This is a genomic window from Quadrisphaera sp. KR29 (genome assembly GCF_052644995.1).
This window is the reverse complement of record NZ_JBQXXG010000001.1, coordinates 340856-365388: the sequence shown is the minus strand read 5'-3', so window position 1 is coordinate 365388 and position 24533 is coordinate 340856. Positions and strand designations below refer to the sequence as shown.

Genomic DNA, 24533 nt, shown 5'->3' with positions numbered 1-24533 from the left:
CCGGGGGGAGCCTCAGCGGCGGGCCAGGTGCACGACGAGGCCGCGGTGGTCGCTGGCCCCCACGGTCACCACCTCGGCGGACAGCACCCGCCAGGCCCGCTCGTCGACGAGCACGTGGTCGATCGGGGCCGACAGCAGCGCCGGCACCGAGGCCGGCCACGTGCCGAGCCCCCCGGCGCCGGCGGCCGCGGCGGCGTCGACGCAGGGCCCGAGGTCGCGCAGGGCGGGGTGGTCCAGGGTGGCGTTGAAGTCCCCGGCCACCACGGCGCCCGGGCTCGCGGTGCACGCCGCGACGGCCCGGGGGACGTCGGCCCGCCACCGCTCCACCATGCCGCCGCGCGGCACCGGGGCGATCGGGTGCACCGCCACCACGGGGCCCGGCAGCTCGGGGGTCGTGGCGGCCACGGCCGCCAGGGCGACCTCGGGCGCCGGCGCCGGGGAGGGCGCCCCGAGCCGGGCGGCGACCAGGAGGCTGGTGGCGTGGGTGGGCTCCGGGGAGGTGCTCGCCGTGGCCAGGGCGTACGCGGAGGCACCGCCCGTGCCGGTGCCCAGGGAGTCCACGACCTGCTGCGCCAGGGCTGCGGGCGTCTCCGGGAGGACGACGACGTCGGCGCGCGCGCGGGCCACCGCGTCGGCCACCTCGCCCGGGGCGGCGCCGCCGTGCTCGGTGTTGAGGGCGAGCACCACCAGGTCGGCGGCCGCGGGCGCCGCGGCGGGAGGCAGCACCCCGCGGTGCGCCAGGACCCCGGCGTGCACGACGGCGGCCAGCGCCAGGCCGGTGGCGAGCAGGACCGAGGGGCGCAGGCCGGAGGGGCTCAGGCCGGAGGGGCTCAGGCCGCGGCGCGCTCGCTGCCCGGCCGGGCGGGAGCGGCGCCGCACGAGCCGCAGCAGCGCCGCGGCGGCCAGCACGAGCAGCGCCGCAGCGAGCAGGACGATCGCCAGGACGCCGCGGAAGGGCAGCAGCTGGGCCAGTGGCACCCGGCCGGCCAGGCCCGCCGCGCCGGGCAGCGCGGTGAGCAGCGCGGTGAGCAGCGCGGCGCCGACCACGGCGAGCGCCGCAGCGCTGGCCACCGGCGGCGGCAGCACCCGGCGGCCCGGACCACCCGCAGCGGGCCGGCGGGCAGCGGCGGAGCGCGCCGGGGGACGCGAGGGGCCGCGCCGCGGGACGACGTCGACGGGGTCGGCGCCCGCGTGCTGCACGCCCTCTACGGTGCCACCCGGGGCGCTGCGCCCGCGGGAAGCCACCCCCGGGTGGCCCAGCCCGAGCGCGCCGGCGCACCGCCCAGGACGACGAGCGGGGAGGGCGCGTGGCGCCGAGGACGAGGATCCGGTGGGCCGAGCCCGCCGACGTGGCAGCCCTGGACGGCCTGGTCCGCGAGCTGGCGCTCTACGAGCGCGAGCCCGACGCGGTGGAGGCCACCCCGCAGGACCTCCACGCAGCGCTGTTCGACCCGGGTGCCCGGGTGCGGGCGCTGGTCGCGGAGGTCGAGGAGGACGGGGCGTGGGTCGTGGCCGGCACCGCCATCTCCTTCACCACCTACTCCACCTGGACCGGGCGCCACGGGACCTGGCTGGAGGACCTCTTCGTCCAGCCGCGCCACCGGGGGCTGGGGCTGGGCCGCGCCCTGCTGGCTGCGCTGGCCGCCGAGGCGGTCGCCAGCGGGCACCGGCGCCTGGAGTGGTCGGTGCTGGACTGGAACACCCCGGCCCAGGCCGTGTACACCGCCATCGGCGCGCAGCCGCAGGAGGAGTGGACGCGCTGGCGCCTCGACGGCGCGGGCCTGGAGGCGCTCGCAGCCTCCGCCGGCGCCGCCGCGCCCGGCGGCACGGGCGGCGCCGGGGCCTGACCGGCTCCGCCCGCCCCCGGCCCGCACCCGTGCGGACGCGGCCGGGCCCGGCCCACCTGCGCGCGCCGGCGTGCAGGTGCGACGATGACGGCGTCGTCCAGGACGACGACGCGGTGGCGTCCCGGCTGCGCCGGGGACCGGACGAGGCACCACGAGGAGGCGACGGCGTGACAGCTCCGGCCGGTGGGCCCCCCGGCGCCCAGGCGGGCGACCGCGTCGAGCTCGTGGTGCCCGCGGCGCCGGAGTACCTCTCGGTGCTGCGCACGGCCACGGCGGGGCTGGCGGCGCGCCTGGACCTGACGATCGACGAGATCGAGGACCTGCGCATCGCCGTCGACGAGGCCTGCGCGCTGGTGCTGGGACCCCAGGCGCTGGACGCCCCCTCCGACCCCGGCGCGGTGGAGCGGGCCGGCGCCGCCGGCGCGGCGGCGCCGGTGCTCACGGCCCGCTTCGAGCTGGTGGGCGCGGGACTGCAGGTGGAGGTCAGCGGCCCGGCGAAGACGCTGCCCAGCCGCGAGAGCTTTGCGTGGGCGGTGCTCGAGGCACTGGTCAGCGGCCTGCAGACCGGTCAGGACGAGGCCGGGAGGCACTGGATCCGCCTGCGCCACGACGGGCCCGGGCGCGGGTAGCGCGGCCCGCCGTGAGCGCGCAGGGACCCGAGGGCACCACCTCCTCCTCGCTGGTGCGCCCCGGCGTGCCCGAGCAGGCCTCGGGACCCCACCCGGACCTGCCGCCCGAGCTGCTCGAGCTGTCCCGGCTGCCCGAGGACGACCCGCGCCGCACCGCGCTGCGCCACCGGGTGGTCGAGGCGCACCTGCCCCTGGTGCGCCACCTCGCCCGCCGCTACGCCGACCGCGGCGAGCCGATGGACGACCTCGTCCAGGTCGGCACCATCGGGCTGCTCAAGGCCGTGGACCGCTACGACGCCGACCGCGGGGTGCCGTTCTCGGCCTTCGCCGTCCCCACGGTGCTCGGGGAGATCCGCCGCCACTTCCGGGACCGCGGGTGGGCCGTGCGGGTGCCGCGCCGCCTGCAGGAGCTCTCGCGGACGCTGGCCGACGCGCGCACCGAGCTGACCCAGGAGCTGGGCCGCGCCCCGACCGTCGCGGAGCTGGCCGAGCGGGCCCAGGTGGACGAGGACGCCGTCCTGGAGGGCATGGAGTCGGCCGGGGCGTACACGACGGTGCCGCTGGACACCGGGGAGGTCGACGCGCCCGGCGCGTGGCTGGCCACCGATGACGAGGCGCTGCGCGTGGTGGAGGACCGCGAGGCCCTGCGCCCGCTGCTGGCGCGGCTGCCGGCGCGCGAGCGGCGGATCATCGCGCTGCGCTTCGTGCGGGGGATGTCGCAGTCGCAGATCGCCGAGGAGGTCGGCATCTCGCAGATGCACGTCTCCCGGCTGCTGTCGCGCACCCTGGCCACCATGCGCGCCGAGCTCGGCGACGGCGCCCACGGCTGAGCCGCGCCCGGCGGCCCGTCGGTGGGCCCCCCGGCCTCGGCGCCGCTGCCCAGCCGCGGCGGCCGCGGCGGCCGCTGGGTCAGTGGACCGGGGGGACGGCCTCGTCGTCGCCGACCCAGACCGAGACCGGCCGCGAGGCCAGGCACACCCCGGCGACCACCGCGAGCGCCACGAAGCCGGCGGCCACCGGCCAGAGCCGGCCGGTGACGAACGGGGCGGTGACCACCACCTGGAACAGCTGCCAGGTCAGCGCGGGCGCGCGGGCCCAGCGGCGCCCGGCGAGCAGCGCGCGGCAGCACACGGCGAGCCCGGTGCCGAGGGCGGCGGCGACCACCGCGGTGGCCACGGCGCCCGAGGGCAGGGCGGCCGCGCCACGGGTCAGCTCGACCGCGTAGAAGACCACGACCACGGCCAGCGCGAGCACCTCCACGGCGACGGCGGCCACGGCGACGACCAGCGCGGTCGGCCTCCGGCCCGTCGGCTGCGCCCCGACCGCGCGCCCACCCCTGCTGCTCGCCACCGACGTCCTCCTGGTGCGACCCGTTCCCGATTGCGGAACAGTCTGCGGTGCTCCACCGTTGGACAGACCAGAGCACGGAAGTTCTCAGCACGACGAACACCGGAGCCCGGCACCCCGCGGGTGACTCGCCGCACACAACCCTTGTGCAACACAGCGGACTCTGTGACGATACCTGCGGACGGGGCGCCGCTGAGCGCCCCATATACGTGTTCGGACTCGTGAACCGCTTCACAAGGCGGGACGACCGGACGACCCCCGATGCACCGAGGAGCTCACTGATGGACTGGCGGCACCGCGCTGCGTGCCTCGAGGAAGACCCCGAGCTGTTCTTCCCGATCGGCAACACGGGCCCTGCCCTGCTGCAGATCGAGGAGGCCAAGGCGATCTGCCGGCGCTGCGACGTCGTGGAGACCTGCCTGAAGTGGGCGCTGGAGAACGGGCAGGACTCCGGCGTCTGGGGCGGTCTCTCCGAGGACGAGCGCCGAGCGCTCAAGCGCCGCACCGCGCGCGCTCGCCGCGCCGGCTGAGCACGCACGCGCCGCGAAGGGCCGCTCCCGCTGGGGGCGGCCCTTCGTCGTCGGTGCACCTGCGGACCCCGCTCGCCTCAGACCGCGGCGACCGCGGGAGCGCGGTCCCCGCGCGGCTCGCGCAGCTCCGCGCTGACCACGGCCTCGGCGCCGCCGTCGGGCCGGTTGCGCCACACGATGCTGCCGCGCAGCTCCCCCGCGACCAGCGCCTGCACGATCTGGGTGCCCAGCCCGCCGGCCAGCGGGGAGAAGTCCTCGGGGAGCCCGGCGCCGTCGTCGGCGACCGTGGCGACCAGGGAGGTGCCCTCCCGCTCGGCGCGCACCTCCACCCGCCCGTCGCCGCCGCGCAGGCCGTGCTCGACGGCGTTGGTGACGAGCTCGGTCAGCACGAGGGCCAGCGCTGTCGCGTCCTCGGCGCCCACCTGCCCGAAGGTGCCGATGCGCTTGGCGCTGGCCGCACCCGAGCTGGCCGCGAGGCTGGCGATGAGCCGCAGCCCGCGGTCCATGACGTCGTCGAACTCGACGACCTCCTCGAAGCCGGCCGAGAGCGTCTCGTGCACGAGCGCGATGGTGCTGACGCGGCGCATCGCCTCCTCCAGCGCCGCCTTGCCGGCCTCGGACTCGATGCGGCGCGTCTGCAGCCTCAGCAGCGCCGAGACGGTCTGCAGGTTGTTCTTCACCCGGTGGTGGATCTCCCGGATGGTGGCGTCCTTGGTGAGCAGCTCCTGCTCGCGGCGGCGCAGCTCGGTGACGTCGCGGCACAGCACCAGCGCCCCGGTGCGCACGCCCTCCTCCAGCAGCGGCACCGCCCGCAGGGACAGCGCGGCCTGGCGGGACTCCACGTCGCAGCGCCACGGCGCGCGCCCGGTCACCACCAGCGGCAGCGTCTCGTCGACCTGGTGGGCGCTGTCCAGGCAGCTGGCGGTGACCTCGGCCAGGGAGCGGCCCACGAGGTCGCCGGTGAAGCCCAGGCGGCGGTAGTCCGAGCGGGCGTTGGGGCTGGCGTAGACCACCACGCCCTCCACGTCGAGGCGCACCAGGCCGTCCCCGACGCGCGGGGCGCCGCGGCGGGTGCCGGTGGGCGCGCCCTGGTGGGGGAAGGCGCCCTCGGAGACCATCCGCGCCAGCGCGTCGGCGCACTGCAGGTAGTTGCGCTCCAGCCGGGAGGGCGCGCGCGGCACCGACAGGCTCGTGTCGCGGGACATCACCGCGATGACGCGGCCCTGGCGCACCACGGGCACGGTCTCCTCGCGCACCGGGGAGCCGTCCAGCCACTCCGGGTCGTGGTCGCGGCAGATGCGCGCCTCGGCGTAGGCCCTGTCGACCTGCTCGCGCTGCCCGGGGGCGATCCGCGTGCCCACGACGTCCTCGTCGTGGACGGTGACCCCGGTGCTCGGGCGGCAGTGGGCGACGACGACGAAGCCGCCGTCGCGGTCGGGGACCCACAGCAGCAGGTCGGCGAAGGAGAGGTCGGAGAGCATCTGCCAGTCACCGACCAGGAGGTGCAGCCACTCCTCGTCGTGGGCGTCGAGCACTCCCAGCCTGCGCACGAGCGAGCTCAGGGTCGGCACGCGCCAACCCTAGGGGCACGCGGGAGGTCGTCGCGGGGCACCGGCCCTACGGTGGGCGGGTGCGCCTCGACGTCCTGCTCCGCTACCCCGGCGATCCGCACCGGGTGGCGGCGCTGCTGGCCGACCCGGCCGTGCTGGACCGGCTGCTCGCCGCCAGCGACGCCCTCTCCCACGAGGTGCAGGTCGAGGGCTCCGCGGACGGGCGCTTCGTCGTCGTGGTCGAGCGGGTGCTGCCCACCGACGAGCTGCCCGACGTCGCCCGCCGCTTCGTGGGCGCCTCGATGAGGCTGCGCCAGGTGGACACCTGGGAGGCCCCTGCCGCTGACGGCTCGCGCGCCGGCACCACCGAGCTGCAGGTGCCCGGCGCCCCCGTCAGCGCCACGGCGGCGACGGCGCTGCGCCCGGTGCGCACGGGGGTGGTGCCGGGCCGCGGCGTGCACACCGAGCACTCGCTGAGCGGCACGCTGACCGCCTCGGTGCCGCTGCTCGGCGGGAGGATCGAGCGGGCCGCGGAGGAGCCGCTGGTGCGCGCGCTGCGCGACCAGGAGCGCGAGCTCGCCCAGGTGCTCAGCTGAGCTCGGTGGCGAGCGCCTCGAGCTCGGTGGCGTCGTACCAGAGCAGGTCGTGGCCCTGCGCCCCGTCGACGGTGAAGGACGCGTCCTCGTCGCCGGCGTCCGCGGCGGCCAGCGCGGCCGCCGCAGCCGCGACGTCGGGGACGGCCTCCGCCTCGTCGACGTGGGCGCTGACCACCGCCGACAGGGGCAGCGGCCCGGCCAGCTCGACCCGGGACAGGGCCTCCGCCGGGTCGTCCTCGCCCGCGGGTCGCGGGCGCACCTGCGCCGCGGGGACGTCGGCGGCCAGCACCAGCCGGCGGGCCGGGCCGCCCGCGCCACCGGCGAGCAGGCGCAGGGAGGAGTCCGCGGCGTCGAGCATCGCCGCCAGCTCGAGCTCCTCGGCGTCGCCCTCGGTGTAGTGCTCGCGCAGGCCCGGGGTGACCGCGTGCACCGGCGCACCGGCGGGCAGGTGGCCCTCGCGCAGGCACGCGGCGAGCTGCTGCGGCGACAGGGCCGCGTAGACGCGCTCGGAGGCGCCGCCGGAGGAGGGGCTCACCCGCGCATCCTGGCCCACGGCCGCCACCGGGCGCGCGCGGGGGCCGCGCAGCCCTCACCGCCCGCCGCCGCGGCCAGCAGCTGGCCGGCCAGGCCGGCCAGCGCGGCCCTGGCCGGCGAGGCCGGCGCCGACTCCCGCAGGGTGCGGCCGGTCAGCAGCGCCGTGTCGCAGGCCGCCCGGTCGTCGGGCACGAGCACCGCGTCGCGCACGCCGGCGTAGCGGGCCAGCGCCTCGGCCACGCGGGCCGCCGGGGCGCGTCCCACCGCGGCGGCGCGGACCTTGGTGACCACGGTGCGCCGCCGCCCGAGGAGGTCGGGCTGGGCCTCGGCGAGGTCGCCCAGCGCGCGGACGAGCCGCTGCAGGCCCACCGGGTCCGCCTGGCCCACGACGACCACCTCGTCGGCGGCGGCCAGCGCGGTGGTGGTGGCCGCGTTGCGCCGGGGGGCGGCGGTGTCCAGCACCAGCTCCTCGTCCTGCTCCAGGGCGGAGGCGCAGTCGATGACCGTCCAGCTCGCCGCTGACCGGCAGGTGGACCACAGCTCCTCCAGGGCCGCGGCGCCCAGCTCGTGCCAGCGGTCGGCGCGCGGGAGCCCCGTGAGCACCGACAGGCGCGGCAGCACGACGGGCGCCAGCTGCAGCAGCCGTCCCGTGGTCAGGGTGCCCGCGGCAGCGGCCCGGCACGCCGCGGCGATGCCGGCGGACTCGTCGAGCAGGCCCAGCACCTGCGCCACGGAGGCCGACCAGGTGTCGGCGTCGACCAGGACCACGTGCTCGTCGAGGGCGGCCAGCTCGGCGGCCAGCGACACCGCCACGGTGGTGCGGCCCGGCGCACCCGGGGCGCCCCAGACCGCCACGACGCGACCTGGCCGGGCCGGAGGTCCGGCGTCTCCGGGTGCCCCCGCACCCTCCTGCTCCTGGTCGCCGGCCGGGACAGGACGGGCGCCGTCGGCCGGGTGGCTCCCGGGCGGGCCCGCGAGCGCGGCGGGCAGACGCTCGAGCGCGGGGGTGGGCGACGGCGACGGGACGGCGCCCGTCGCGGCGGCCGCGGCGACCCCCGCCGCGGACCCGCCCGCGAGGAGCTCGGCGACGGCGGCGGTGACCGCGGTGGCCACCTGCTCCCCTGGCGAGCCGGCCGCGACGTGGCGGGGGACGCCCAGCGCGGCCAGGCGGGCGGCGGCCGCCGCAGCGCCCGTGGCGGGCAGCACGCCCACCACGGCCGTGCCGGCGGCGACCAGCCGGGCGACCGCGTCCCGGTCGAGGCGGTGCAGGTCGCCGGAGACCAGCGCGGCGCGTCCGTGGCCGGCGGCGCTGGCGGAGAGCAGCTCGCCCAGGTCGGCGCACCGGCGCACCACGCTCACGCCCGGGGCGCGCCCGAGGGCGGCGACCAGCTGGGCCTCCTCCGGGCCCGGGACGGCGGTGAGCAGCGGCAGCGGCGGGGCGCCGTGGTGGCGCGCGGCACCGGCCACCTCAGCGGCCCGCCGGGACGGAGCCGGGCACGAGCACGAGCGAGACGGTCGCCTCGGAGGCCAGGGCCCGCAGGGCGTCCTGCAGCTGGGCGGGCGGCAGCTGGACCTGGACCAGGGCTCCGCGGCCCGCGGTGAAGGAGCCGCCGTCGGTGACGACCTCCTGGACGACGGCGCCCGCGGCGAGCTGGCGGGGCGCGGTCGGGTCCTGCGCCGCCGAGGTGGCGTCCGCGGCGCCGGGGGCGGTGGCCGTGCCGCCGGCGCTCGTCCCGCTGCCGGCCGTCAGGGCGGGTGCGCCGGGGCGGGCAGGAGCGGGGGTCACCCACACGTCGACGAGGGCCCCGGCCACCAGGCCCGACGGCACCGGCCCGGTCACGGGGAGCCCGACGGGCCGGGTCGTCAGCTCTGTGGCGCTGCCGACGGCGCTGCGCGGCAGCAGGTCACCGGAGGTCACCTCGCGCAGCGCCACCGCCCCCGCCGGGGGCTGCTGCGCCGCGGACAGGTACCCGGCCTCCCCGCCGTCCAGGTGGACCCGCACCGCGCGCAGGTCGGAGGTGGTGATCTCCTGCCCGGGCACGAGGGTGCGCGCCGCCACCCACACGGGGACCGTCGCGTCCGCGGCCGAGACCACCCGGGCGCCCGCCAGCACCGAGGCCAGCACGAGCAGCAGGCCCACGACGAGGCGGGGCTCGCGCCAGGAGGGGGCGCGCAGCCGCGAGGCCGGCGGCGGGGCGGGGACGAGCGCGGTCGGGCGGACAGCGGCCATGGTGGCTCCTGCGAGGGCGTGGTGCGGGTCGGGCGTCACGGAGCGTGGCAGCCGGAGGGGTCGTCACCCGAGCCTGCGCGCGCCGGATCGCTCCGTCCGGGTGGCGCTCGTGCTCGACCGGCTGACCCGCGGTGCCGCGCTCGGGTGCCGGGAGGCACAGGGGGCAGCCCCTGGTCACAGCGGGTGATCGGCTGTGGACGGCAGCCCGAGGGGCGCCGGGGCGTGCGACCATCCCGGGGTGGCCGCGCGCTTCATGACCCTCGCCGACGTGGCCGAGACCCTCCAGGTGTCGGCCGCGCAGGCCTACGCCCTGGTCCGCAGCGGCGAGCTGCCGGCCATCAAGGTCGGTGGGCGCGGGCAGTGGCGGGTGGAGATCTCCGTGCTGGAGGACTACATCCAGGGCAAGTACGCCGAGACCCGGGCGCTGGTCGCCTCCAGCGACGCCCTCGAGGACGAGGCGCTCCCCCGCTGAGGGTCCTGGCGCGGTCCCCCGCCCGCAGTGCCCGAGGGTCGTCAGCGCGCACGGCGCAGGCAGGCCAGGGCGGGCAGCGGCACCGCCCACGTGCCGCGCACGGCTCCGGGACGGCGCGCCTCGTCGACGGCGTGGCGGGCCAGGTCGAGGTGGTCGGCGCCGACCCTGTCCACCGTGCCGGTGAGCACGACCCCGCCGGGCTCGCGCAGGTGAAGCCTCACCGCCGAGCGGTCCCGGGCCACCCCCCGCAGCACCGAGGTGAGCCCCAGCCGCCCCTCCACGGCGCCCGCCGGAGCGGCCACGGCGCGCGTCAGGCCCTCCACGACGAGCACGGCCGCCAGCGGCACCAGCGCCTCACCGCCGGTCTCCTCCAGCAGGAGCCAGTCCGGTCCGGCGGCCCGCAGACCGCCGGCCACGGCCTCACCGCCGGCCAGCCGCAGCACGAGGGGCTGCCCCACCGCACCGCGCACCCTGTCGCGCAGCTCCACGCCGGCGACCTCGGCCCTGACCCGCTCGGCGTGCATGCCGGCGACGTCGTCGTCGGCGGCCTCGAGCTGGGCCTCCAGGTCGGCGAACAGAGCGTCCCAGCGCATGCGCCCACGGTAGGCGCGCTGCTCCCCCGGGTTGGCGCCGTCCACAGGCGGGAGCAGCGCGGCGGGGCACCGCAGGCACGTCGTGCATCATCCGCACATGGCACCGATCGACAGCAAACGGCACCAAACAACAGCAAGCGCACGCCGGCGCCACTGGCGCCGCACCCGGCAGCTGGTGGCGGCGGCGGCCGTCACGGCGCTCGGCACCAGCGGCGCGCTGCTCGCGCTGGACGCCGTCAGCGGTCTGCGGCGAGCCCCGCTCGACGTCGACTCCGCCGTCGCAGCGCTCACCGGCCTCGTGCTCGGGGGGCTGCTGCTCGTGTGGTGCTGCGGTGCGGCAGCCGCCCTGGTCGCCACCGCCGCGGGAGCGGCCAGCCGCACCGGCGCCCTCCTGCAGGCGCTGGCCGAGTCGACCACGCCGGTGCTCCTGCGCAGGGTCCTGGCGGCCGCGCTCGGAGCGGCCGTGCTCGGCGGCGTCTCCGGCCCGGCGCTCGCGGCGGGCGGCTCCTCGGGCCGGACCGCCGACGTCGCCGCGAGCACCGCTCAGGCCGCGCCGGCAGCCCCTCTGCTCGGCCCAGCCCTCACGTGGCCGGCGACGCGCCCGGGCGCCACCGGCACCGCGAGCGCGGCGGGCACCGCGGGCGCGCCGGCGCCGCGCTCCACGCTCCAGCCCACGCCCACGCCCAGCCCCCGAGAGTCCGCAGCACCGGTGGCACCCACGGCACCCTCCCGGGTCTCCGACGGCGGCGGGGCCCCGGGGCCGTCGGCGGCCGCGGTGCGCACCGAGGTCGTCGTCCAGGGGGGCGACACGCTGTGGTCCATCGCGGCCCGCCACCTCCCCGAGGGCAGCACGCGGGCGGCGGTGGCCGCGGCGTGGCCCCGGTGGTACGCCGCCAACCGCGCCGTCATCGGCGCCGACCCCGACCAGCTGCGCCCCGGCCAGCGGCTGGTGGCGCCGTGAGCGCCGCCCGGGTGCCCGCGCCGAGGAGCGCCCCCGCACCCGCACCCCCGGTCCTGCGGGTCGTGCCCGCCCCCCGCTCGGAGCCGAAGGCGCTCGGGGCGCCCGTGGAGCGCCGCCGCCCACCGGTCATCGCGCTCCAGGGGGTGCTGCCGCTGGTGCTGGACGGCCGGCTCCCCAGCGGTGTGGACCCCGCCGTGGCGCCGCGCCCGACGGCGTCGGCCTCGCTGCCCGAGCCCGAGCCGCTGTGCGCCGGGCTGGTCGTCGCCGCCGTCGAGGTCCTGGCCGGCACGCGCCCCGCGGCGCAGCTGCTGCGCTGGCTGACGGCCGACGTCTACGCCGGGCTGCAGCAGCGCGCCGCGCTCACCCAGCGGGTGCGGGGACGGCGCCGGCACGCGCGCGCCGTCGTGCGCAGGGTCCTCGCCAGCTCACCGCGCGACGGGGTCGTGGAGGCGGCGGCCGTGGTCTGGGACGGCGAGCGCGTGCGCGCCGCAGCGCTGCGCCTGGAGGGCGTGGACGGTCGCTGGCGCGTCACCGCCCTCCAGGTCGGCTGAGCCAGCAGCGGACCCGGAGGGCGGGAGGACGGCGGGTGAGCCCGCTCAGGCCTTCCGGCGGGCCCGGCGCTCGCGGCGGCTGCCGCCCTCGGGGGCGCCACCGGTGACCTCCACGTCGCCGTCCGCGGACGGCGCGGTGTACTGCAGCTGCTGCGGGGCGCCGCCGCCCTCCAGGCCGGGGGCGACCAGCGCCGGGGCCTGCTCGCCGGCCACCGCCGCGGCGTCGTCGCGGACCGGCTCGGCCGGCACCTGCACCTCGAGGTTGAAGACGTAGCCGACCGACTCCTCCTTGATGGCCTCGAGCATGGCCTGGAAGAGCTGGTAGCCCTCGCGCTGGTACTCCACCAGCGGGTCGCGCTGGGCCATCGCCCGCAGCGAGATGCCCTCCTGCAGGTAGTCCATCTCGTAGAGGTGCTCGCGCCACTTGCGGTCCAGCACGCTGAGCACCACGCGGCGCTCCAGCTCGCGGATGACGGGGGCGCCCAGGGTGCGCTCGCGCTCGAGGAACTGCTGCTCGGCGTCGGACACCAGCTCCTCCAGGAGCATCTGCTGGGTGACCGCGGAGCGGCCGCCGGCCTCCTCCTCCACCTCCGCCACGGTGATCGACACCGGGTACAGCGTCTTGAGGGCCTGCCACAGCTGGTCGAGGTCCCAGTCCTCGGCGAAGCCCTCGGAGGTCGCTGCGGTGACGTAGGAGGTGACGACGTCGCGCACGAAGTGGCCCACCTGCTCGTGCAGGTCCTCCCCCTCCAGCACCCGGCGGCGCTCGGCGTAGATGACCTCGCGCTGGCGGTTGAGGACGTCGTCGTACTTGAGGACGTTCTTGCGGATCTCGAAGTTGCGGGACTCCACCTGGCTCTGCGCGCTCTGGATGGCGCGGCTGACCAGCTTGGACTCCAGCGGCACGTCGTCGGGGATGCCCGCGCGGGTCAGCATGGACTCGGCCAGACCGGAGTTGAACAGGCGCATGAGGTCGTCGGCCATCGACAGGTAGAAGCGCGACTCGCCCGGGTCGCCCTGGCGGCCGGAGCGGCCGCGCAGCTGGTTGTCGATGCGGCGGGACTCGTGGCGCTCGGTGCCGAGCACGTACAGGCCGCCGAGCTCGGTGACCTTGGCGGCGTCGGCGGCCACGGCGTCCTTGGCACGCTGCAGCGCCTCGGGCCAGGCGGCGTCGTAGGCCTCGGCGTCCTCGACGGGGTCCAGGCCGCGCTCGGACAGCTCGGCCACCGCCAGGAACTCGGCGTTGCCGCCGAGCATGATGTCCGTGCCGCGGCCGGCCATGTTGGTGGCCACGGTGACGGCGCCGGCGCGGCCGGCCATGGCCACGATCGCCGCCTCCCGGGCGTGCTGCTTGGCGTTGAGCACCTCGTGGGGGATGCCCTTCTTGACCAGCTGCTGGGAGAGGTACTCGCTCTTGGCCACGCTGGTGGTCCCCACCAGCACCGGCTGGCCGGTGGCGTTGCGCTCGGCGATGTCCTCGACCACGGCGTCGAACTTGGCGACCTCGGTCTTGTAGACGAGGTCGGGCTGGTCGGTGCGGGCCACCGGCTTGTTGGTGGGGATCGGCACCACGCCGAGCTTGTACGTGCCGTGGAACTCGGCGGCCTCGGTGGTGGCCGTGCCGGTCATCCCCGAGAGCTTGTCGTAGAGGCGGAAGTAGTTCTGCAGCGTGATCGTGGCCAGGGTCTGGTTCTCGGCCTTGACGGCCACGCCCTCCTTGGCCTCGATCGCCTGGTGCATGCCCTCGTTGTAGCGGCGCCCGGCCAGGATGCGGCCGGTGTGCTCGTCGACGATGAGCACCTCGCCGTCGGCGACGACGTAGTCCTTGTCGCGCGTGAAGAGCTCCTTGGCCTTCACCGCGTTGTTGATGTAGCCGACGTAGGGGGTGTTCACCGAGTCGTAGAGGTTGTCGATGCCGAGCTGGTCCTCGACCTTCTCGATGCCCGGCTCGAGGATGCCGACCGTGCGCTTCTTCTCGTCGACCTCGTAGTCCACGTCGCGCTGCAACCGCCGCACGATGCGCGCGAACTCGGCGAACCACTTCGAGGCGTCGCCCTGGGCCGGGCCGGAGATGATCAGCGGGGTGCGGGCCTCGTCGATGAGGATGGAGTCGACCTCGTCGACGATGCAGAAGTGGTGGCCGCGCTGCACCAGGTCGCCGGCGTTCCACGCCATGTTGTCGCGCAGGTAGTCGAAGCCGAACTGCGTGTTGGTGCCGTACGTGATGTCCATCCCGTACTGCGCGCGGCGCTCGGCCGGCGCCATGCCGTCCAGCACGCAGCCGCTGGTCAGCCCGAGGTGGCGGTACACGCGGCCCATGAGGTCGCTCTGGTAGCTGGCGAGGAAGTCGTTGACGGTGATGACGTGCGTGCCCTTGCCGGGGATGGCGTTGAGGTAGGCGGCGAAGACGCCGGTCAGGGTCTTGCCCTCACCGGTCTTCATCTCCGCGATGTTGCCGCCGTGCAGGGCGGCCCCGCCCATGAGCTGCACGTCGTAGGGGCGCTGGCCCAGGACCCGGCGGGCACCCTCGCGGACCACCGCGAAGGCCTCCGGCAGCAGGTCGTCGAGCGACTCGCCGTCGGCGTGGCGGGCGCGGAACCTGTCGGTCTCCTCGGCCAGCTCGGCGTCGGACAGGGGGGTGAAGTCGTCCTCGAGGGCGTTCACCTGCTTCACGAGCCCCTGCAGGCGGCGCAGCGTCCGACCCTCGCCGGCGCGCAGCACCTTCTCCAGCAGACCAGGCACGGTCCCTCCCCGCTCCGTTCGCAACCACCGCTCGACAAGCCGCTCGAGAGGCCGCGTCCATCGTAGGCGCGGGCCGTGGCGCGCAGGCCCACTTGCCCAGGCGGCTGCCAGGGCCCACTGTGCGCCCGTGCCCGGCAGCGATCGCGAGGACCCCGCCCCCGCAGCGCTGCGCCTGCGCGAGCAGGGCGTGCTCGTGCGGCCGTCGTCGTCCGCTGACACCCCGGCCCTCGCCTCCCTGCTCGACGAGCGCGACGTGCAGCGCTGGCTGCCCGATCTCGGGGCCTGTGCGGCGCCGGGCGCGCTGGGGCTGCCGGGCCGCCGCCCCTCCGGCCCGGTGCACCACCTGGTGGTGGAGGTGCGCGGTGCCTTCGCCGGGGTGGTGGTGCTCGCCGAGGACGGCGACGGCGGCGGCTGGCTGACCTGCGCGGCGCCGGTGCCCGCACGCGGTCGCGGCACCACGGCGGCCGCCGTGCGCCTGGTGCTCACCTGGGCCTTCGTCGAGCTCGGGCTGCAGGCCGTGCACTGGTGCGTGGAGGCCGGCGCGTGGCCGGCGCGGCGGCTGGCGTGGGCGTGCGGCAGCGGGCTCGACGGCACGGTGTCCTCGCTGCTGCCGGTGGGAGGGGACCTGCGCGACGCCTGGGTGGGCACGTGGCGCTGGGACTCCCGCCTGCAGGCGGTGGACCGGTGGCTGGTGCCGGTGGAGCTGGTGGGCGGCGGCGTGCGGCTGGGGCCGCACCGGGCGGCGGACGTGCAGCGGGTGGCGCAGGCCTGCTCGGCGCCCTCGACCCAGGCGTGGCTGCCCTCCCTGCCGTCCCCGTACACCGTGCTGGACGCGGCGAGCTGGATCGCCGGGCGCGAGGAGGAGCAGGCCCGCGGCGCCGGCGTCTACTGGGCCGTCCGCGAGGACCGCCCCGCAGCCCCCGGCGACGTCGAGGAACGCGCCACCGGCACGGGCGACGACGACGAGGTGCCCGGCGCCGGGCCGCTGGTCGCCGAGGTGGGGCTCTTCACGCTCGGGGAGGGCGTCCGCGGCGGGGAGGTCGGCTACTGGTGCCACCCCGACGCCCGAGGGCGGGGCGTGACCACCGCGGCCGTGCGGCTGGTGGTCGCCCACGCGCTGGCGCCCGCTGGGCGGGGCGGCCTCGGGCTGGAGCGCGTCGTCATGCGCATCGCCAGCCGCAACGCGGCGAGCCGCAGGGTGGCCGTCAAGGCCGGCTTCCGCGAGGTGGGGCTCGACAGGGGGGCGGAGCGGCTGCGGGACGGGACCGTCGACGACTTCGTCCGCTACGACCTGCTGGCCGGCGAGGAGCGCACCACACTGGCCCGATGACCGTGCCGAACAGCGGACCCTCCCCCAGCCCGGCCCCCGGGGACCCCTCGCTGCGGCGCGTCCACGTGGTCGTCGACCTGCAGGCCCCCGCCGACGGCGCCGCGGGCGGTCCCGACGCCGCGGCAGAGGCCGTCGCGGCGCACCTGCCCTGGTCGCGGCTGCCGGCGATGACGGACAGCGCCTCCCGCGACGGCGCCGTGGTGGCCGCTGACGACAGCAGGTCCCTGGAGGTGGTGCTGCTGCTGGAGGCGCGCACCGAGGAGGAGGCGGAGGCCGAGGCGGTCGCGGTGGTGCGCGAGGCGCTCGACGGGGCGGGGCTCGGCCCGGAGTCGGCCAGCCCCAGCCAGGTCGTCGTGCGAGACGCCTACCTGCCCTGAGGCCACGCCCGCAGCGGCGTCGCGGCAGGGCCAAGCGGAAGGACCTCACCCGGGCAGGACGTGGACCAGGTCGGGCAGGACCGGTGTGGCGGTGCGCTGGTAGACCCGCCCGGTCGGGGAGGTCCAGGTGAAGGACCCCGGGGAGGACTGCACCAGGTCCCAGCCCCCGTGGGTCTTGGCGGTGTGCCAGTCGCCGTCCCAGCCGGCGGGCAGGTCGGCGTCATCGCCGACCGCCCACTCCGGGGGCGCGCTCGAGGTCATGGCTCACACGCCGGAGGCCGCCACCGACAGCCCGTGGGCGTCGTCGTCGCAGGTCAGGCGCCTGTTCACGGTCTCACGGAACGTGAGGTCGCCACCCGTCCGGCCTCACCGAGCGCGACGGCCGACCGCCTGCCGCAGGTCCTCGGCGAGGTCGCCGCGCCGGCGCACCTCGACCTCGCCCAGCCCCAGCCACGCGGCCATCGAGGTGAGCTCCCCGGCGAGCTCGTCAGCGGTCTCCGGCGGCGCCCACGGCTCGCCGTGCGCGGAGAGCACCACCAGGACGCCGCGGCCGCGGTCGGCCTTGAGGTCGACCCGCGCCACGAGGGCGTCGCCGAGGAGGAAGGGCAGCACGTAGTAGCCGTGCACGCGCTGGGCCGCGGGCGTGTAGACCTCCAGCCGCACGCGGACCCCGAAGAGCTCCTCGGTGCGCTGGCGGAAGAAGACGAGCGAGTCGAACGGGGACAGCAGCGCGCGGGCGGCCACCCGGCGAGGACGGGGGGCGTCGGCCCAGCGGAAGGCGGGCCGGGCCCAGCCCGCCACCTCCACGGGCACCAGCGCCCCCGCCTCGACGAGCTCGGCGACGGCCCGGCGCGCGGGTCCCGGCCGCAGGCGGAAGTAGTCGCGCAGCGCGGGCTCGTCGGCCACCCCGAGCGCCCTGGCCGAGACCTCGACCAGCCCGCGGACCGCGTCGGCCTCGTCGGGGTCGGGTGCACGGGAGACCTCCGGCGGCAGCACCCGCTCGGTGAGGTCGTAGCGCCGCTCGAAGGAGGCCGTGCGCCCGGCGGCCGTCAGCTCCCCGGTGAAGAAGAGGTGCTCGCACGCGCGCTTGACCGCGCTCCAGTTCCAGCCCCAGTGGTCCCGGGCGCGGGGGGCGTCGTGGGCCAGGGCCACCTCCAGCTCGCGCGCGGTCATCGGCCTGCCGGCGCTCACCTCGGCCCGCACCGCCTCCACGACTCCGGGGTGCTCGCTGACCACGCTGCGGACGCTGCCCCAGGCGTCCGAGGCGGCGCGGGCCATGCGCCACCGCAGCAGCCGGTGCGTGGCCGGCGGCACGAAGCTGGCCTCGTGGGCCCAGTACTCCACCAGCCGGCGGGGGCGCTGCTCGGCGGCACGGCGCAGCAGGTCGGTGTCGTAGGGGCCCAGCCTGCTGAACAGCGGCAGCGTGTGGCTGCGCGCCAGCACCTGGATGCTGTCGATCTGCAGCAGCCCGACGTCGTCCACCACCCGCTGCAGGTGCCGCGCCGTGGGCGTCCCGTGCGGGCGCGCCCGCGCCAGCCCCTGGGCGGCGATCGCCGTGCGGCGCGCCTGCGCGGCCGTCCACCGCTCCGCAGGCGGCAGGAGGCCAGCGGCGGCTGCGTCCGTCACCGGGCCAGCGTGCCAGCGACCGCCGACACCGCCGTCACGGCGGCGGCCGGCGCCGCCGTCACGGCGGCCACCGGCACCCGCGGCACGGGACCGGGACCGACGGCCTCAGCCGAACTCGATCATGCCCTCCTTGACGGCGTACATGACCGCCTCCATGCGCGAGTGCAGCTGCAGCTTCTCGAGGATGTTGCGCACGTGGTTCTTCACGGTGTTCTCGCTGATGAACAGCTCGGCGGCGATGTCGCGGTTGCCCATCCCCCGGGCCACGAGGCCGAGCACCTGCACCTCGCGGTCGGTCAGGCGCGGCACCGGCAGCGACGGGCGGGCCTCGCTGGCGCGCGAGAGCGCGGCGAACTCCGACAGCAGGGCTCCCGCCATCGACGGGCTGATGAGCGACTGGCCGCCCATCACGGCGCGCAGCCCGTCGGCGATGTCCTCGCCGGGCACGTCCTTGAGCAGGTAGCCGTTGGCGCCGGCGCGGACGGCCTCGAAGAGGTCGGCCTCCTCGTCGCTCATGGTCAGCATGATGATCTTCGTGGCGGGAGCGACCGCCTTGATGGCCGAGCAGGCCTCGGTGCCGGACCGGCGCGGCATGCGCAGGTCCATCAGCACGATGTCGGGCAGCAGCGCGCGCGCCTTGGTGATGGCCTCCAGGCCGTCACCGGCCTCCCCGACGATGTCGATGTCGTCCTCGGTGTCGAGGACCATCTCCAGCCCGCGCCGGTACAGCGCGTGGTCGTCGGCCATGAGCACGCGGATCGTGTCGCCGGGCGCGTAGGTGGACCGGACGTCGATCGCGTCACCCGCTGCGTCACCTGCGACCTCAGCGCTCTTGCCTGACCCCGTCACCCGTCGTCCCCCGCTCACGCCCCTGGCCCTCCGCGCGCCCGCCGCCGGTCGCACCGGCGCGGGGCCCGCTCGCGCGCTCCTCGCGCGTCGCACGGCCTCCCAGCATCGTGCCAGCCGTAGCCTCCAGACCTGGACGACTCGCCGACATCCGGTGGCGAAGCGGTGGAAATCCGGCCGATCCGGGCGATCCGGACGGCGCCGGGGGCGGGCGCCCGCCAGCCGGGCGCCCGCCCCCCCGCCTCAGGCCGGGGCCGTGCCCGCCCCCGCCGCGACGGGCTGCCGGCCCTCCGCGGAGGCGGCGGCGCCGTCCTGCTGCGCGGCGGCCGGTGTGCCGTCGTCGGCGGTCTCCCCCTCACCGGCCAGCCGGAGCACGCCGTAGCTCCAGCCGCGGCGGCGGTAGACCACGCTGGGCCGACCGCTCTCGGCGTCGACGAAGAGGTAGAAGTCGTGGCCGACGAGCTCCATCTGCTCCAGGGCGGCCTCCAGGGTCATGGGCGTGGCCGGGTGCACCTTGTCGCGGATCACCACCGGGGACTCCCCCAGCACCCACTCCCCGTCGCCCACCCGGGGCGCCTGCCCGCGGTGGACGTGCTCGTCGAGGGCCAGCGGCTCCCCGTCGGCCTCCTGCCCGACCGGCGCCGCGACGTCCGCGGGTGCCGGTGCCGGGGCGCCGACGGGCTCGGCGGCGCCCCGCACGTGGTGGTTGGCGTGCCCGTTCTTGTGGACCTTCTTGCGGTCGCTGGCCCTTCTGAGCCGCTCCATGAGCTTCGTGGTCGCCATGTCGAGCGCCGCGTAGGAGTCGGAGGCGCACGCCTCCGCGCGCACCACGGGCCCGGGGCCGCGCAGCGTCAGCTCGATGCGCTCGCAGCGCTCCGACTGCCGCTTGTTGGCCTCGTGGCTCACGGCGACCTCGATGCGCTGCACCTTGGGCGCGAGCTGCTCGACCTTGGCGAGCTTCTCGTCCAGGTGGCGGCGGAACCGCCCGGGCACCTCGGTGTGCCGAGCGATGACCACGATCTCCACGATGTCTCTCCTCCGATGCTGCAGGGGGACGGGGTGCGGTCCGGACCGCGCGCAGGCCCAGCGGAGCCGCGACAGGCGGTGGGGACCGGTGGGGCGCGCCGTGCAGGCGTCACGAGCACCAGGGCTCAGCACGGCGCTCAGGACGACGGCGACCACCCCCTCGCGACGGCGGCGGGGGCGCCCAGCGCTCGGCTCCACGGCGGGGTGGACGGCGAGCGGGCTGCCATGGACAGACGGTAGTCGGAGCGGTCCGGCCGGGCCAGCCCCGGACGTCACCCACCACCCGCCTCGCCGGCGCCGCGCCGCTGGGCCGCCGCCACGACGGCCGCCGCGACCACCAGCGCACCGGCCTCGCGCAGGGCCCGCGCGGCCTCCGCGAGGGTGGCGCCCGTGGTCACGACGTCGTCGACGAGCACGACGGCCTCCCCCTCCAGGCAGCGCCGGGGCGCGCCGCCGCCCACCACCAGGGCGCGCTCGAGGTTGCCGGCGCGGCCGGAGGCGTCGAGCCCCGACTGGTCGCGCAGCCGGCGCGCCGGGCGCAGCACCGGCGCCACCACCACGGGCACCCCCCGGCGGCGCAGCCCCCGGGCGGCGCGCACCGCCAGGTCGGCGACGACGTCGCGACCGCGGCGCCCCACGGCGCGGCGCCGCGAGGGCACCGGCACCAGCAGGACGGCGCGGCCGGCGCCGGCTGGGGCGCCGGAGCGCTGCGGGAGCGCGCCCGAGAGGTGCTCGGTCTGCTCCAGCGCGGCGAGCACCGCGGCCGCCACCGCCGGGGCCAGCCAGCGGTCCAGGTCGCTGCGGTCGCGGTCCTTCCAGGCGACCACCGCGCGCCTGACGGGTCCCTCGTAGGCGCCGGCCGCCCACGTCGGCGGCGCGCCCCGCACCGTGGTTCCTGCCAGGGCGGGTGGCGCTCCGCTCCCGCGGACGGCCCCGGCGCACCGGCGGCACAGCGGCTCGTCGGCGGCGCCGCACCCCGCGCAGCTCGCGGGCCACACCAGCTCCGCGAGGGCGCGCACCGGCCCCGGCGGGCGCCGCTGCCGTCCACCGGCGCTGGTGGCCGCGGCGCCGGGCGCACCGGTGCTGCTCGAGGCCACGCGGTGAGCCTGCCGGACCGCGGGCCGGCCACGCCGGTGGGTCCACAGGCCTGTGGACGGCGCTGTGGACGGCGCCTCAGCCGGGGTAGACGGGGTCGGCCACCGGCGGCAGGTCCAGCCGGAGCCAGCGGGAGCCCTCGCGCGGCCAGATCGACCCGTCGGCGCCGCCCACGACGAGGGACTGGCGCCCCTCCCCGCCGGCGAGGGTGACCGCCTGGACCTCCGCCGGCGGCGGCCCGCCGAGGTGGGTGGCGCGACCGCCGTCGACCAGCCACACCGCGGGCGCGCCGAGGTCGAGCGCGTCCCCGCCGGACTGGCTGACCGACAGGGCCTGGGCGCTGCCGGGCGCGACCGTGCCCAGCACGGCCACGCTGGTGGCCCCCACCCACACCGCCCCGGCGGCGGTGGCCAGCCAGGGCGTCGGGGGGTCCTGCGGCGCGCTCAGCGCCACCGGGGCCCCACCGCCGGCGCGCTGGACCCCGGCGACGTCGACGCGGACGGCGTCCGGCTGACCCGCCTGCCCGGTGGAGGTGACCAGCAGCCGGGCCCCGTCAGCCGCGGCGCGCAGCCCGACCACGCGGCGCCCCGCCAGCCAGGGGGCGCTGACCTCCGCCACCGCGCCGTCCGCGGCGACGGCGTGGACCACGCCGGTGCACACCGCCGGCGTGGTCCAGGTCCACCCGGCGCCGTCCAGCGACGGCGGTGTCAGGTCCGCCCCCAGCGGCACCGCGGCGGGCAGCTGCGCGGAGGCCCCGTCCAGCTCGGCGGCGTCCAGCCGCTGCAGCGCCGTCCGGCCCTCCACGAGGACGACGACGGCGTCGCCGAGGGTGGCCGGGGCCGACGCGCCGGGCACGGCGGGCAGGCCCTCCAGGGGCACCAGCTGCGTGCCGACCAGCTGGCAGACCCGGTCGGCGGACAGGACCAGCGGCCCCCGCCCGTCCGAGGTGGGGACGGGCAGCGGCAGGGGCGCCACGGCGGCGAGCTCGCCGCCGTCGAGGCTGGTGACCACCTGGGAGATGCCCAGCGCGGAGGAGAGCAGCGTGGCGCTGAGCTGCTGCTGCAGCTGGCGCAGCAGCGCCGAGCGCTGCCGCTGCAGCCCCGCCGGCAGGTCCACGGTGGCCACGCCGCCGGCGACGGAGACGCTGTTGGGCGGCAGGGCGGTGCCGCTCGGGGCACCGCTGCTGGTGGCGGCGGCCAGCTCCGGCGGCGGCCCCGCCAGGACCTGCTCGACCAGCGTCGTGGCCGTCGCGGCCCGGTCCAGCAGCCAGCGCGGGTCGGGGACGAGCACGTCACCGCCGAGCCGCGCCACGAACATCACCGACCGCTCGGTGAACGTCTGCTGGAAGCGCGCCTCGTCGAGCAGCAGCAGGTCGGGCGCGTCGTCGATGCGCCACTCCTCCCGCTCGCGGACCAGGGTCACGAGGAACTCGCTGCGCTGCCCGGCCGCGACCGGCCGGTAGCGGCCCGCCGGGTCGACCTCGGCCAGCACCGGCGCTCCCACGGCCACCACCACGAGGTCGCCGCCGGCGGGGCTGGCCACCGCCTGCCCGGCCTGGTCCGGCGGCACCGGCTCGGCGACGTCCTGCTGGACCACCGACAGGGTGCCCACGGGGTGGACGACCGTGCGGGCGGTGGGCCGCCAGCTGGACCGGCGCGAGCTGCTGAGGAAGGCGCGCGCGGCCCCGAAGTCGTCGTCGACACCGACCCCCGCCAGCAGGAAGCCCCGGACCACCTCCTCCGGGGTCGCCCCCGGCACCGGGCCGACGGGGTCCACGCGGTAGCCGGGCTCGGGGTCGGCCCGCACGGCGCCGCCCTGGCGCACCGGCCCGGCCACCGGGATCCGCGCGCAGCCGGCCGCGGCGGCGCCCAGGGCGCCGGTCAGCGCCAGGAGCACCGCGCGCCGGCTGGCGCCGCGCCGGCCGGGCACCGGGTCAGCCACGGGGGGCCGCGGTGATCTGCAGCATCGGGCGCAGGGGCAGCGGGGAGCCGGAGCCGAGCTCGGCGTCGCGGCTGCGCGGCAGCGTCAGCAGGAACGTCGCGCCGTCCCCCGGCCGGCCGGCCACCTCCAGGCGCCCGCGGTGCAGCAGGGCGTCCTCCCGGGAGATCGCCAGCCCCAGCCCGGTGCCCCCGGTGGTGCGGGCGCGGGCGGGGTCGGCCCGCCAGAACCTGTCGAAGACGCGCGCGGCGTCCGCGGGCGCCAGGCCCACCCCGTGGTCGCGCACCCGCACCGCGACGGCCACCTCGTCGGCGGCGACGTCGACCTCCACGGGACGCCCCTCGCCGTGCTCGACGGCGTTGGTCACGAGGTTGCGCAGCACCCGCTCCACGCGGCGCCTGTCGACCTCGGCGAAGCAGCCCTCCTCCTCGCCGGGCGCGGGGCGGACCACCACCCGCAGCTGGCTGCCGGTGCGGTCGGCCAGGGGCAGCGCCGCCTCGGCGGCGCGGCGGGCGAGGGCTCCCACGTCGACGCGCTCGAGGTCCAGCGCCGCGGCCCCGGCGTCGTAGCGGCTGATCTCCAGCAGGTCGGCCAGCAGGTCCTCGAACCGGTCCAGCTGGGTGGCCAGCAGCTCCGCGGAGCGCCGCACGGCCGGGGGGAAGCCGTCGCGGGCGTCGTGCAGGACCTCCCCGGCCATCCGGATGGTGGTCAGCGGGGTGCGCAGCTCGTGGGAGACGTCGGAGACGAAGCGCTGCTGCAGCGTGCCCAGCTGCTCCAGCTCGGTGATCTGGTGCTGCAGGCTGTCGGCCATCGCGTTGAAGGACGCCGCCAGGCGCGCGAGGTCGTCCTCGCCCTTGACCCGCATCCGCTCGCCGAGGTGCCCGTCGCCCATCCGCGAGGCCACGGCCGCGGCGGTGCGCACGGGCTCCACCACGCCGCGGACGACGACGGCGGTGACCACGCCGACGAGCAGCACCAGCACCGACGCGCCGACCAGCAGCGTGCGCTGCACCGCGTCCAGCGTGGCCTGCTCGCGCGAGAGGTCGAAGAGGAAGTACAGCTCGTAGTCCCCGGCGATCGGCACCCTGACCACCGAGCCGACGGCCAGCCACGGCCGCTGCCGGCCGTCCGCGCCCTCGACGCCGACCGACTGGTACTGCTGCGTGCTGCCCCCGGCGCGCACCGCCGCCCGCAGCGCGGCCGGCACCGTGCGGGGGCCGTCGGCGGCGCTGTACAGCGTCGTCCCGATGGAGGAGGAGGGGTCAGCACCCGGCGGCTGCAGCAGCAGCACCCGGCGGTCCCGGTCCGGGCCCACGCCCTCCAGCTGCCCCAGCAGGGTCTGCGCCTGCAGCTGCACCTCGTACGGGGTGGCCCCGGTGAACTGGTCGAAGCGGGTCTGGGCGTCCTGCGCGCCGCGCACCGCCTCGGCCAGCGCCTGGTCGCGGCGGCTGTCGAAGAGCTGGTCGCTGATCCGCCCGGCCAGGTAGGCGCCCGCCAGCGCCACCGCCAGCAGCGTCAGCAGGGTGGTGGTGGTGACGACCCGCAGCTGCAGGGAGCGGCGCCAGCGCTGGCGGGGGCTCGGACCGGAGCCCCGCAGGACCCCGGCCAGGAACCGCAGCACCGACGAGGGCGCCGCGGACAGGCGGGACGCCAGCGCCTCCCGGCGACGGCGCCAGCGCTCACGGGCGCTCGCGGGGGGCTGCAGCACCTGCA

Annotated in this window: 25 protein-coding genes; 10 read left to right on the top strand and 15 right to left on the bottom strand. The window is 77.7% G+C overall.

Annotation, left to right across the window (positions count from 1 at the left end; genetic code table 11):
* Positions 1-12 precede the first annotated feature (12 nt).
* Positions 13-1200 (bottom strand): endonuclease/exonuclease/phosphatase family protein, encoded by a 1188-nt coding sequence (locus ACUN9U_RS01505; RefSeq protein WP_445483152.1) that lies wholly within the window; start codon positions 1198-1200, stop codon positions 13-15.
* Positions 1201-1349: 149 nt separating this feature from the next.
* Between ACUN9U_RS01505 and ACUN9U_RS01500 the strand changes: the two genes are divergently transcribed.
* The 3 genes from ACUN9U_RS01500 to ACUN9U_RS01490 all read left to right on the top strand — a co-directional run bounded on the left by ACUN9U_RS01500 (position 1350) and on the right by ACUN9U_RS01490 (position 3306).
* The gene (locus ACUN9U_RS01500; protein ID WP_445483151.1) at positions 1350-1847 is read left to right on the top strand and encodes a GNAT family N-acetyltransferase; all 498 of its coding nucleotides are present in this window, start codon (positions 1350-1352) and stop codon (positions 1845-1847) included.
* 167 nt (positions 1848-2014) lie between these two features.
* Positions 2015-2476: an anti-sigma regulatory factor gene (locus ACUN9U_RS01495; protein ID WP_445483150.1), complete on the top strand. Its 462-nt coding sequence runs from the start codon at positions 2015-2017 to the stop codon at positions 2474-2476.
* Positions 2477-2487: 11 nt separating this feature from the next.
* Positions 2488-3306, top strand: coding sequence for a SigB/SigF/SigG family RNA polymerase sigma factor (locus ACUN9U_RS01490; protein WP_445483149.1), 819 nt, complete (start codon positions 2488-2490; stop codon positions 3304-3306).
* Positions 3307-3385: 79 nt separating this feature from the next.
* Here ACUN9U_RS01490 and ACUN9U_RS01485 read toward each other — a convergent pair whose 3' ends face one another.
* Positions 3386-3826: a hypothetical protein gene (locus ACUN9U_RS01485; protein ID WP_445483148.1), complete on the bottom strand. Its 441-nt coding sequence runs from the start codon at positions 3824-3826 to the stop codon at positions 3386-3388.
* A 278-nt stretch (positions 3827-4104) separates the two neighbouring features.
* Between ACUN9U_RS01485 and ACUN9U_RS01480 the strand changes: the two genes are divergently transcribed.
* On the top strand, positions 4105-4353 hold the full coding sequence (locus ACUN9U_RS01480) for a WhiB family transcriptional regulator (RefSeq protein ID WP_445483147.1): 249 nt from the start codon (positions 4105-4107) through the stop codon (positions 4351-4353).
* 77 nt (positions 4354-4430) lie between these two features.
* Here ACUN9U_RS01480 and ACUN9U_RS01475 read toward each other — a convergent pair whose 3' ends face one another.
* Positions 4431-5924, bottom strand: coding sequence for a sensor histidine kinase (locus ACUN9U_RS01475; protein ID WP_445483146.1), 1494 nt, complete (start codon positions 5922-5924; stop codon positions 4431-4433).
* 59 nt (positions 5925-5983) lie between these two features.
* Between ACUN9U_RS01475 and ACUN9U_RS01470 the strand changes: the two genes are divergently transcribed.
* On the top strand, positions 5984-6499 hold the full coding sequence (locus tag ACUN9U_RS01470; RefSeq protein ID WP_445483145.1) for a DUF2505 domain-containing protein: 516 nt from the start codon (positions 5984-5986) through the stop codon (positions 6497-6499).
* Here the strand turns inward: ACUN9U_RS01470 and ACUN9U_RS01465 are convergent.
* From ACUN9U_RS01465 to ACUN9U_RS01455, 3 genes are read right to left on the bottom strand one after another with little or no spacing between them, the layout of a single operon-like run.
* Positions 6492-7034 (bottom strand): DUF6912 family protein, encoded by a 543-nt coding sequence (locus ACUN9U_RS01465; protein WP_445483144.1) that lies wholly within the window; start codon positions 7032-7034, stop codon positions 6492-6494. The genes ACUN9U_RS01470 and ACUN9U_RS01465 overlap by 8 nt on opposite strands.
* Complete coding sequence (locus ACUN9U_RS01460) at positions 7031-8500, bottom strand: AAA family ATPase (RefSeq protein ID WP_445483143.1); 1470 nt, start codon at positions 8498-8500, stop codon at positions 7031-7033. Before ACUN9U_RS01460 ends, ACUN9U_RS01465 begins: the two co-directional genes overlap by 4 nt.
* A gap of 1 nt (position 8501) precedes the next feature.
* Positions 8502-9263: an SAF domain-containing protein gene (locus ACUN9U_RS01455; RefSeq protein WP_445483142.1), complete on the bottom strand. Its 762-nt coding sequence runs from the start codon at positions 9261-9263 to the stop codon at positions 8502-8504.
* A 238-nt stretch (positions 9264-9501) separates the two neighbouring features.
* On the opposite strand from ACUN9U_RS01455, the gene ACUN9U_RS01450 reads away from it, so the two are divergent.
* Entirely contained in the window at positions 9502-9735 is a 234-nt protein-coding gene (locus ACUN9U_RS01450) for a helix-turn-helix domain-containing protein (RefSeq protein ID WP_445483141.1), read from the top strand.
* 41 nt (positions 9736-9776) lie between these two features.
* Here ACUN9U_RS01450 and ACUN9U_RS01445 read toward each other — a convergent pair whose 3' ends face one another.
* Positions 9777-10328 carry a hypothetical protein gene (locus ACUN9U_RS01445; RefSeq protein WP_445483140.1) on the bottom strand — a complete coding sequence of 184 codons (552 nt, stop codon included), beginning with the start codon at positions 10326-10328 and terminating at the stop codon, positions 9777-9779.
* A gap of 97 nt (positions 10329-10425) precedes the next feature.
* Between ACUN9U_RS01445 and ACUN9U_RS01440 the strand changes: the two genes are divergently transcribed.
* The gene (locus ACUN9U_RS01440; RefSeq protein ID WP_445483139.1) at positions 10426-11289 is read left to right on the top strand and encodes a LysM peptidoglycan-binding domain-containing protein; all 864 of its coding nucleotides are present in this window, start codon (positions 10426-10428) and stop codon (positions 11287-11289) included.
* The gene (locus ACUN9U_RS01435; protein ID WP_445483138.1) at positions 11286-11840 is read left to right on the top strand and encodes an Rv3235 family protein; all 555 of its coding nucleotides are present in this window, start codon (positions 11286-11288) and stop codon (positions 11838-11840) included. Before ACUN9U_RS01440 ends, ACUN9U_RS01435 begins: the two co-directional genes overlap by 4 nt.
* Before the next feature lie 45 nt (positions 11841-11885).
* On the opposite strand, the gene secA is transcribed toward ACUN9U_RS01435, so the two are convergent.
* Complete coding sequence (gene secA, locus ACUN9U_RS01430) at positions 11886-14582, bottom strand: preprotein translocase subunit SecA (RefSeq protein ID WP_445483137.1); 2697 nt, start codon at positions 14580-14582, stop codon at positions 11886-11888.
* 127 nt (positions 14583-14709) lie between these two features.
* Between secA and ACUN9U_RS01425 the strand changes: the two genes are divergently transcribed.
* Complete coding sequence (locus tag ACUN9U_RS01425; protein WP_445483136.1) at positions 14710-15912, top strand: GNAT family N-acetyltransferase; 1203 nt, start codon at positions 14710-14712, stop codon at positions 15910-15912.
* The gene (locus tag ACUN9U_RS01420) at positions 15909-16289 is read left to right on the top strand and encodes a hypothetical protein (RefSeq protein WP_445483135.1); all 381 of its coding nucleotides are present in this window, start codon (positions 15909-15911) and stop codon (positions 16287-16289) included. The genes ACUN9U_RS01425 and ACUN9U_RS01420 overlap by 4 nt, the downstream gene beginning before the upstream one ends.
* Positions 16290-16334: 45 nt before the next feature.
* Here the strand turns inward: ACUN9U_RS01420 and ACUN9U_RS01415 are convergent, their stop codons facing one another.
* The 7 genes from ACUN9U_RS01415 to mtrB all read right to left on the bottom strand — a co-directional run bounded on the left by ACUN9U_RS01415 (position 16335) and on the right by mtrB (position 24528).
* Positions 16335-16550, bottom strand: coding sequence for a hypothetical protein (locus tag ACUN9U_RS01415; protein WP_445483134.1), 216 nt, complete (start codon positions 16548-16550; stop codon positions 16335-16337).
* Positions 16551-16655: 105 nt separating this feature from the next.
* Positions 16656-17915 carry a winged helix-turn-helix domain-containing protein gene (locus tag ACUN9U_RS01410; protein ID WP_445483133.1) on the bottom strand — a complete coding sequence of 420 codons (1260 nt, stop codon included), beginning with the start codon at positions 17913-17915 and terminating at the stop codon, positions 16656-16658.
* 105 nt (positions 17916-18020) lie between these two features.
* Positions 18021-18764, bottom strand: a complete 744-nt coding sequence (locus tag ACUN9U_RS01405) for a response regulator (RefSeq protein WP_445483132.1) — start codon at positions 18762-18764, stop codon at positions 18021-18023.
* 240 nt (positions 18765-19004) lie between these two features.
* Positions 19005-19787, bottom strand: a complete 783-nt coding sequence (gene hpf / locus ACUN9U_RS01400; RefSeq protein ID WP_445483131.1) for a ribosome hibernation-promoting factor, HPF/YfiA family — start codon at positions 19785-19787, stop codon at positions 19005-19007.
* A 272-nt stretch (positions 19788-20059) separates the two neighbouring features.
* On the bottom strand, positions 20060-20884 hold the full coding sequence (locus ACUN9U_RS01395; protein ID WP_445483130.1) for a phosphoribosyltransferase family protein: 825 nt from the start codon (positions 20882-20884) through the stop codon (positions 20060-20062).
* A gap of 76 nt (positions 20885-20960) precedes the next feature.
* Positions 20961-22823, bottom strand: coding sequence for an LpqB family beta-propeller domain-containing protein (locus ACUN9U_RS01390; RefSeq protein WP_445483129.1), 1863 nt, complete (start codon positions 22821-22823; stop codon positions 20961-20963).
* Positions 22816-24528 carry an MtrAB system histidine kinase MtrB gene (gene mtrB / locus ACUN9U_RS01385; protein ID WP_445483127.1) on the bottom strand — a complete coding sequence of 571 codons (1713 nt, stop codon included), beginning with the start codon at positions 24526-24528 and terminating at the stop codon, positions 22816-22818. The genes ACUN9U_RS01390 and mtrB overlap by 8 nt, the downstream gene beginning before the upstream one ends.
* Positions 24529-24533: the final 5 nt, after the last annotated feature.

What these genes read in the sequence shown, in the direction of transcription:
- ACUN9U_RS01415 (WP_445483134.1), bottom strand. Translation starts at nt 16,550, where the DNA reads ATGACCTCGAGCGCGCCCCCGGAGTGGGCGGTCGGCGATGACGCCGAC.
- ACUN9U_RS01445 (WP_445483140.1), bottom strand. Translation starts at nt 10,328, where the DNA reads ATGCGCTGGGACGCTCTGTTCGCCGACCTGGAGGCCCAGCTCGAGGCC.
- ACUN9U_RS01480 (WP_445483147.1), top strand. Translation starts at nt 4,105, where the DNA reads ATGGACTGGCGGCACCGCGCTGCGTGCCTCGAGGAAGACCCCGAGCTG.
- ACUN9U_RS01455 (WP_445483142.1), bottom strand. Translation starts at nt 9,263, where the DNA reads ATGGCCGCTGTCCGCCCGACCGCGCTCGTCCCCGCCCCGCCGCCGGCC.
- ACUN9U_RS01440 (WP_445483139.1), top strand. Translation starts at nt 10,426, where the DNA reads ATGGCACCGATCGACAGCAAACGGCACCAAACAACAGCAAGCGCACGC.
- ACUN9U_RS01420 (WP_445483135.1), top strand. Translation starts at nt 15,909, where the DNA reads ATGACCGTGCCGAACAGCGGACCCTCCCCCAGCCCGGCCCCCGGGGAC.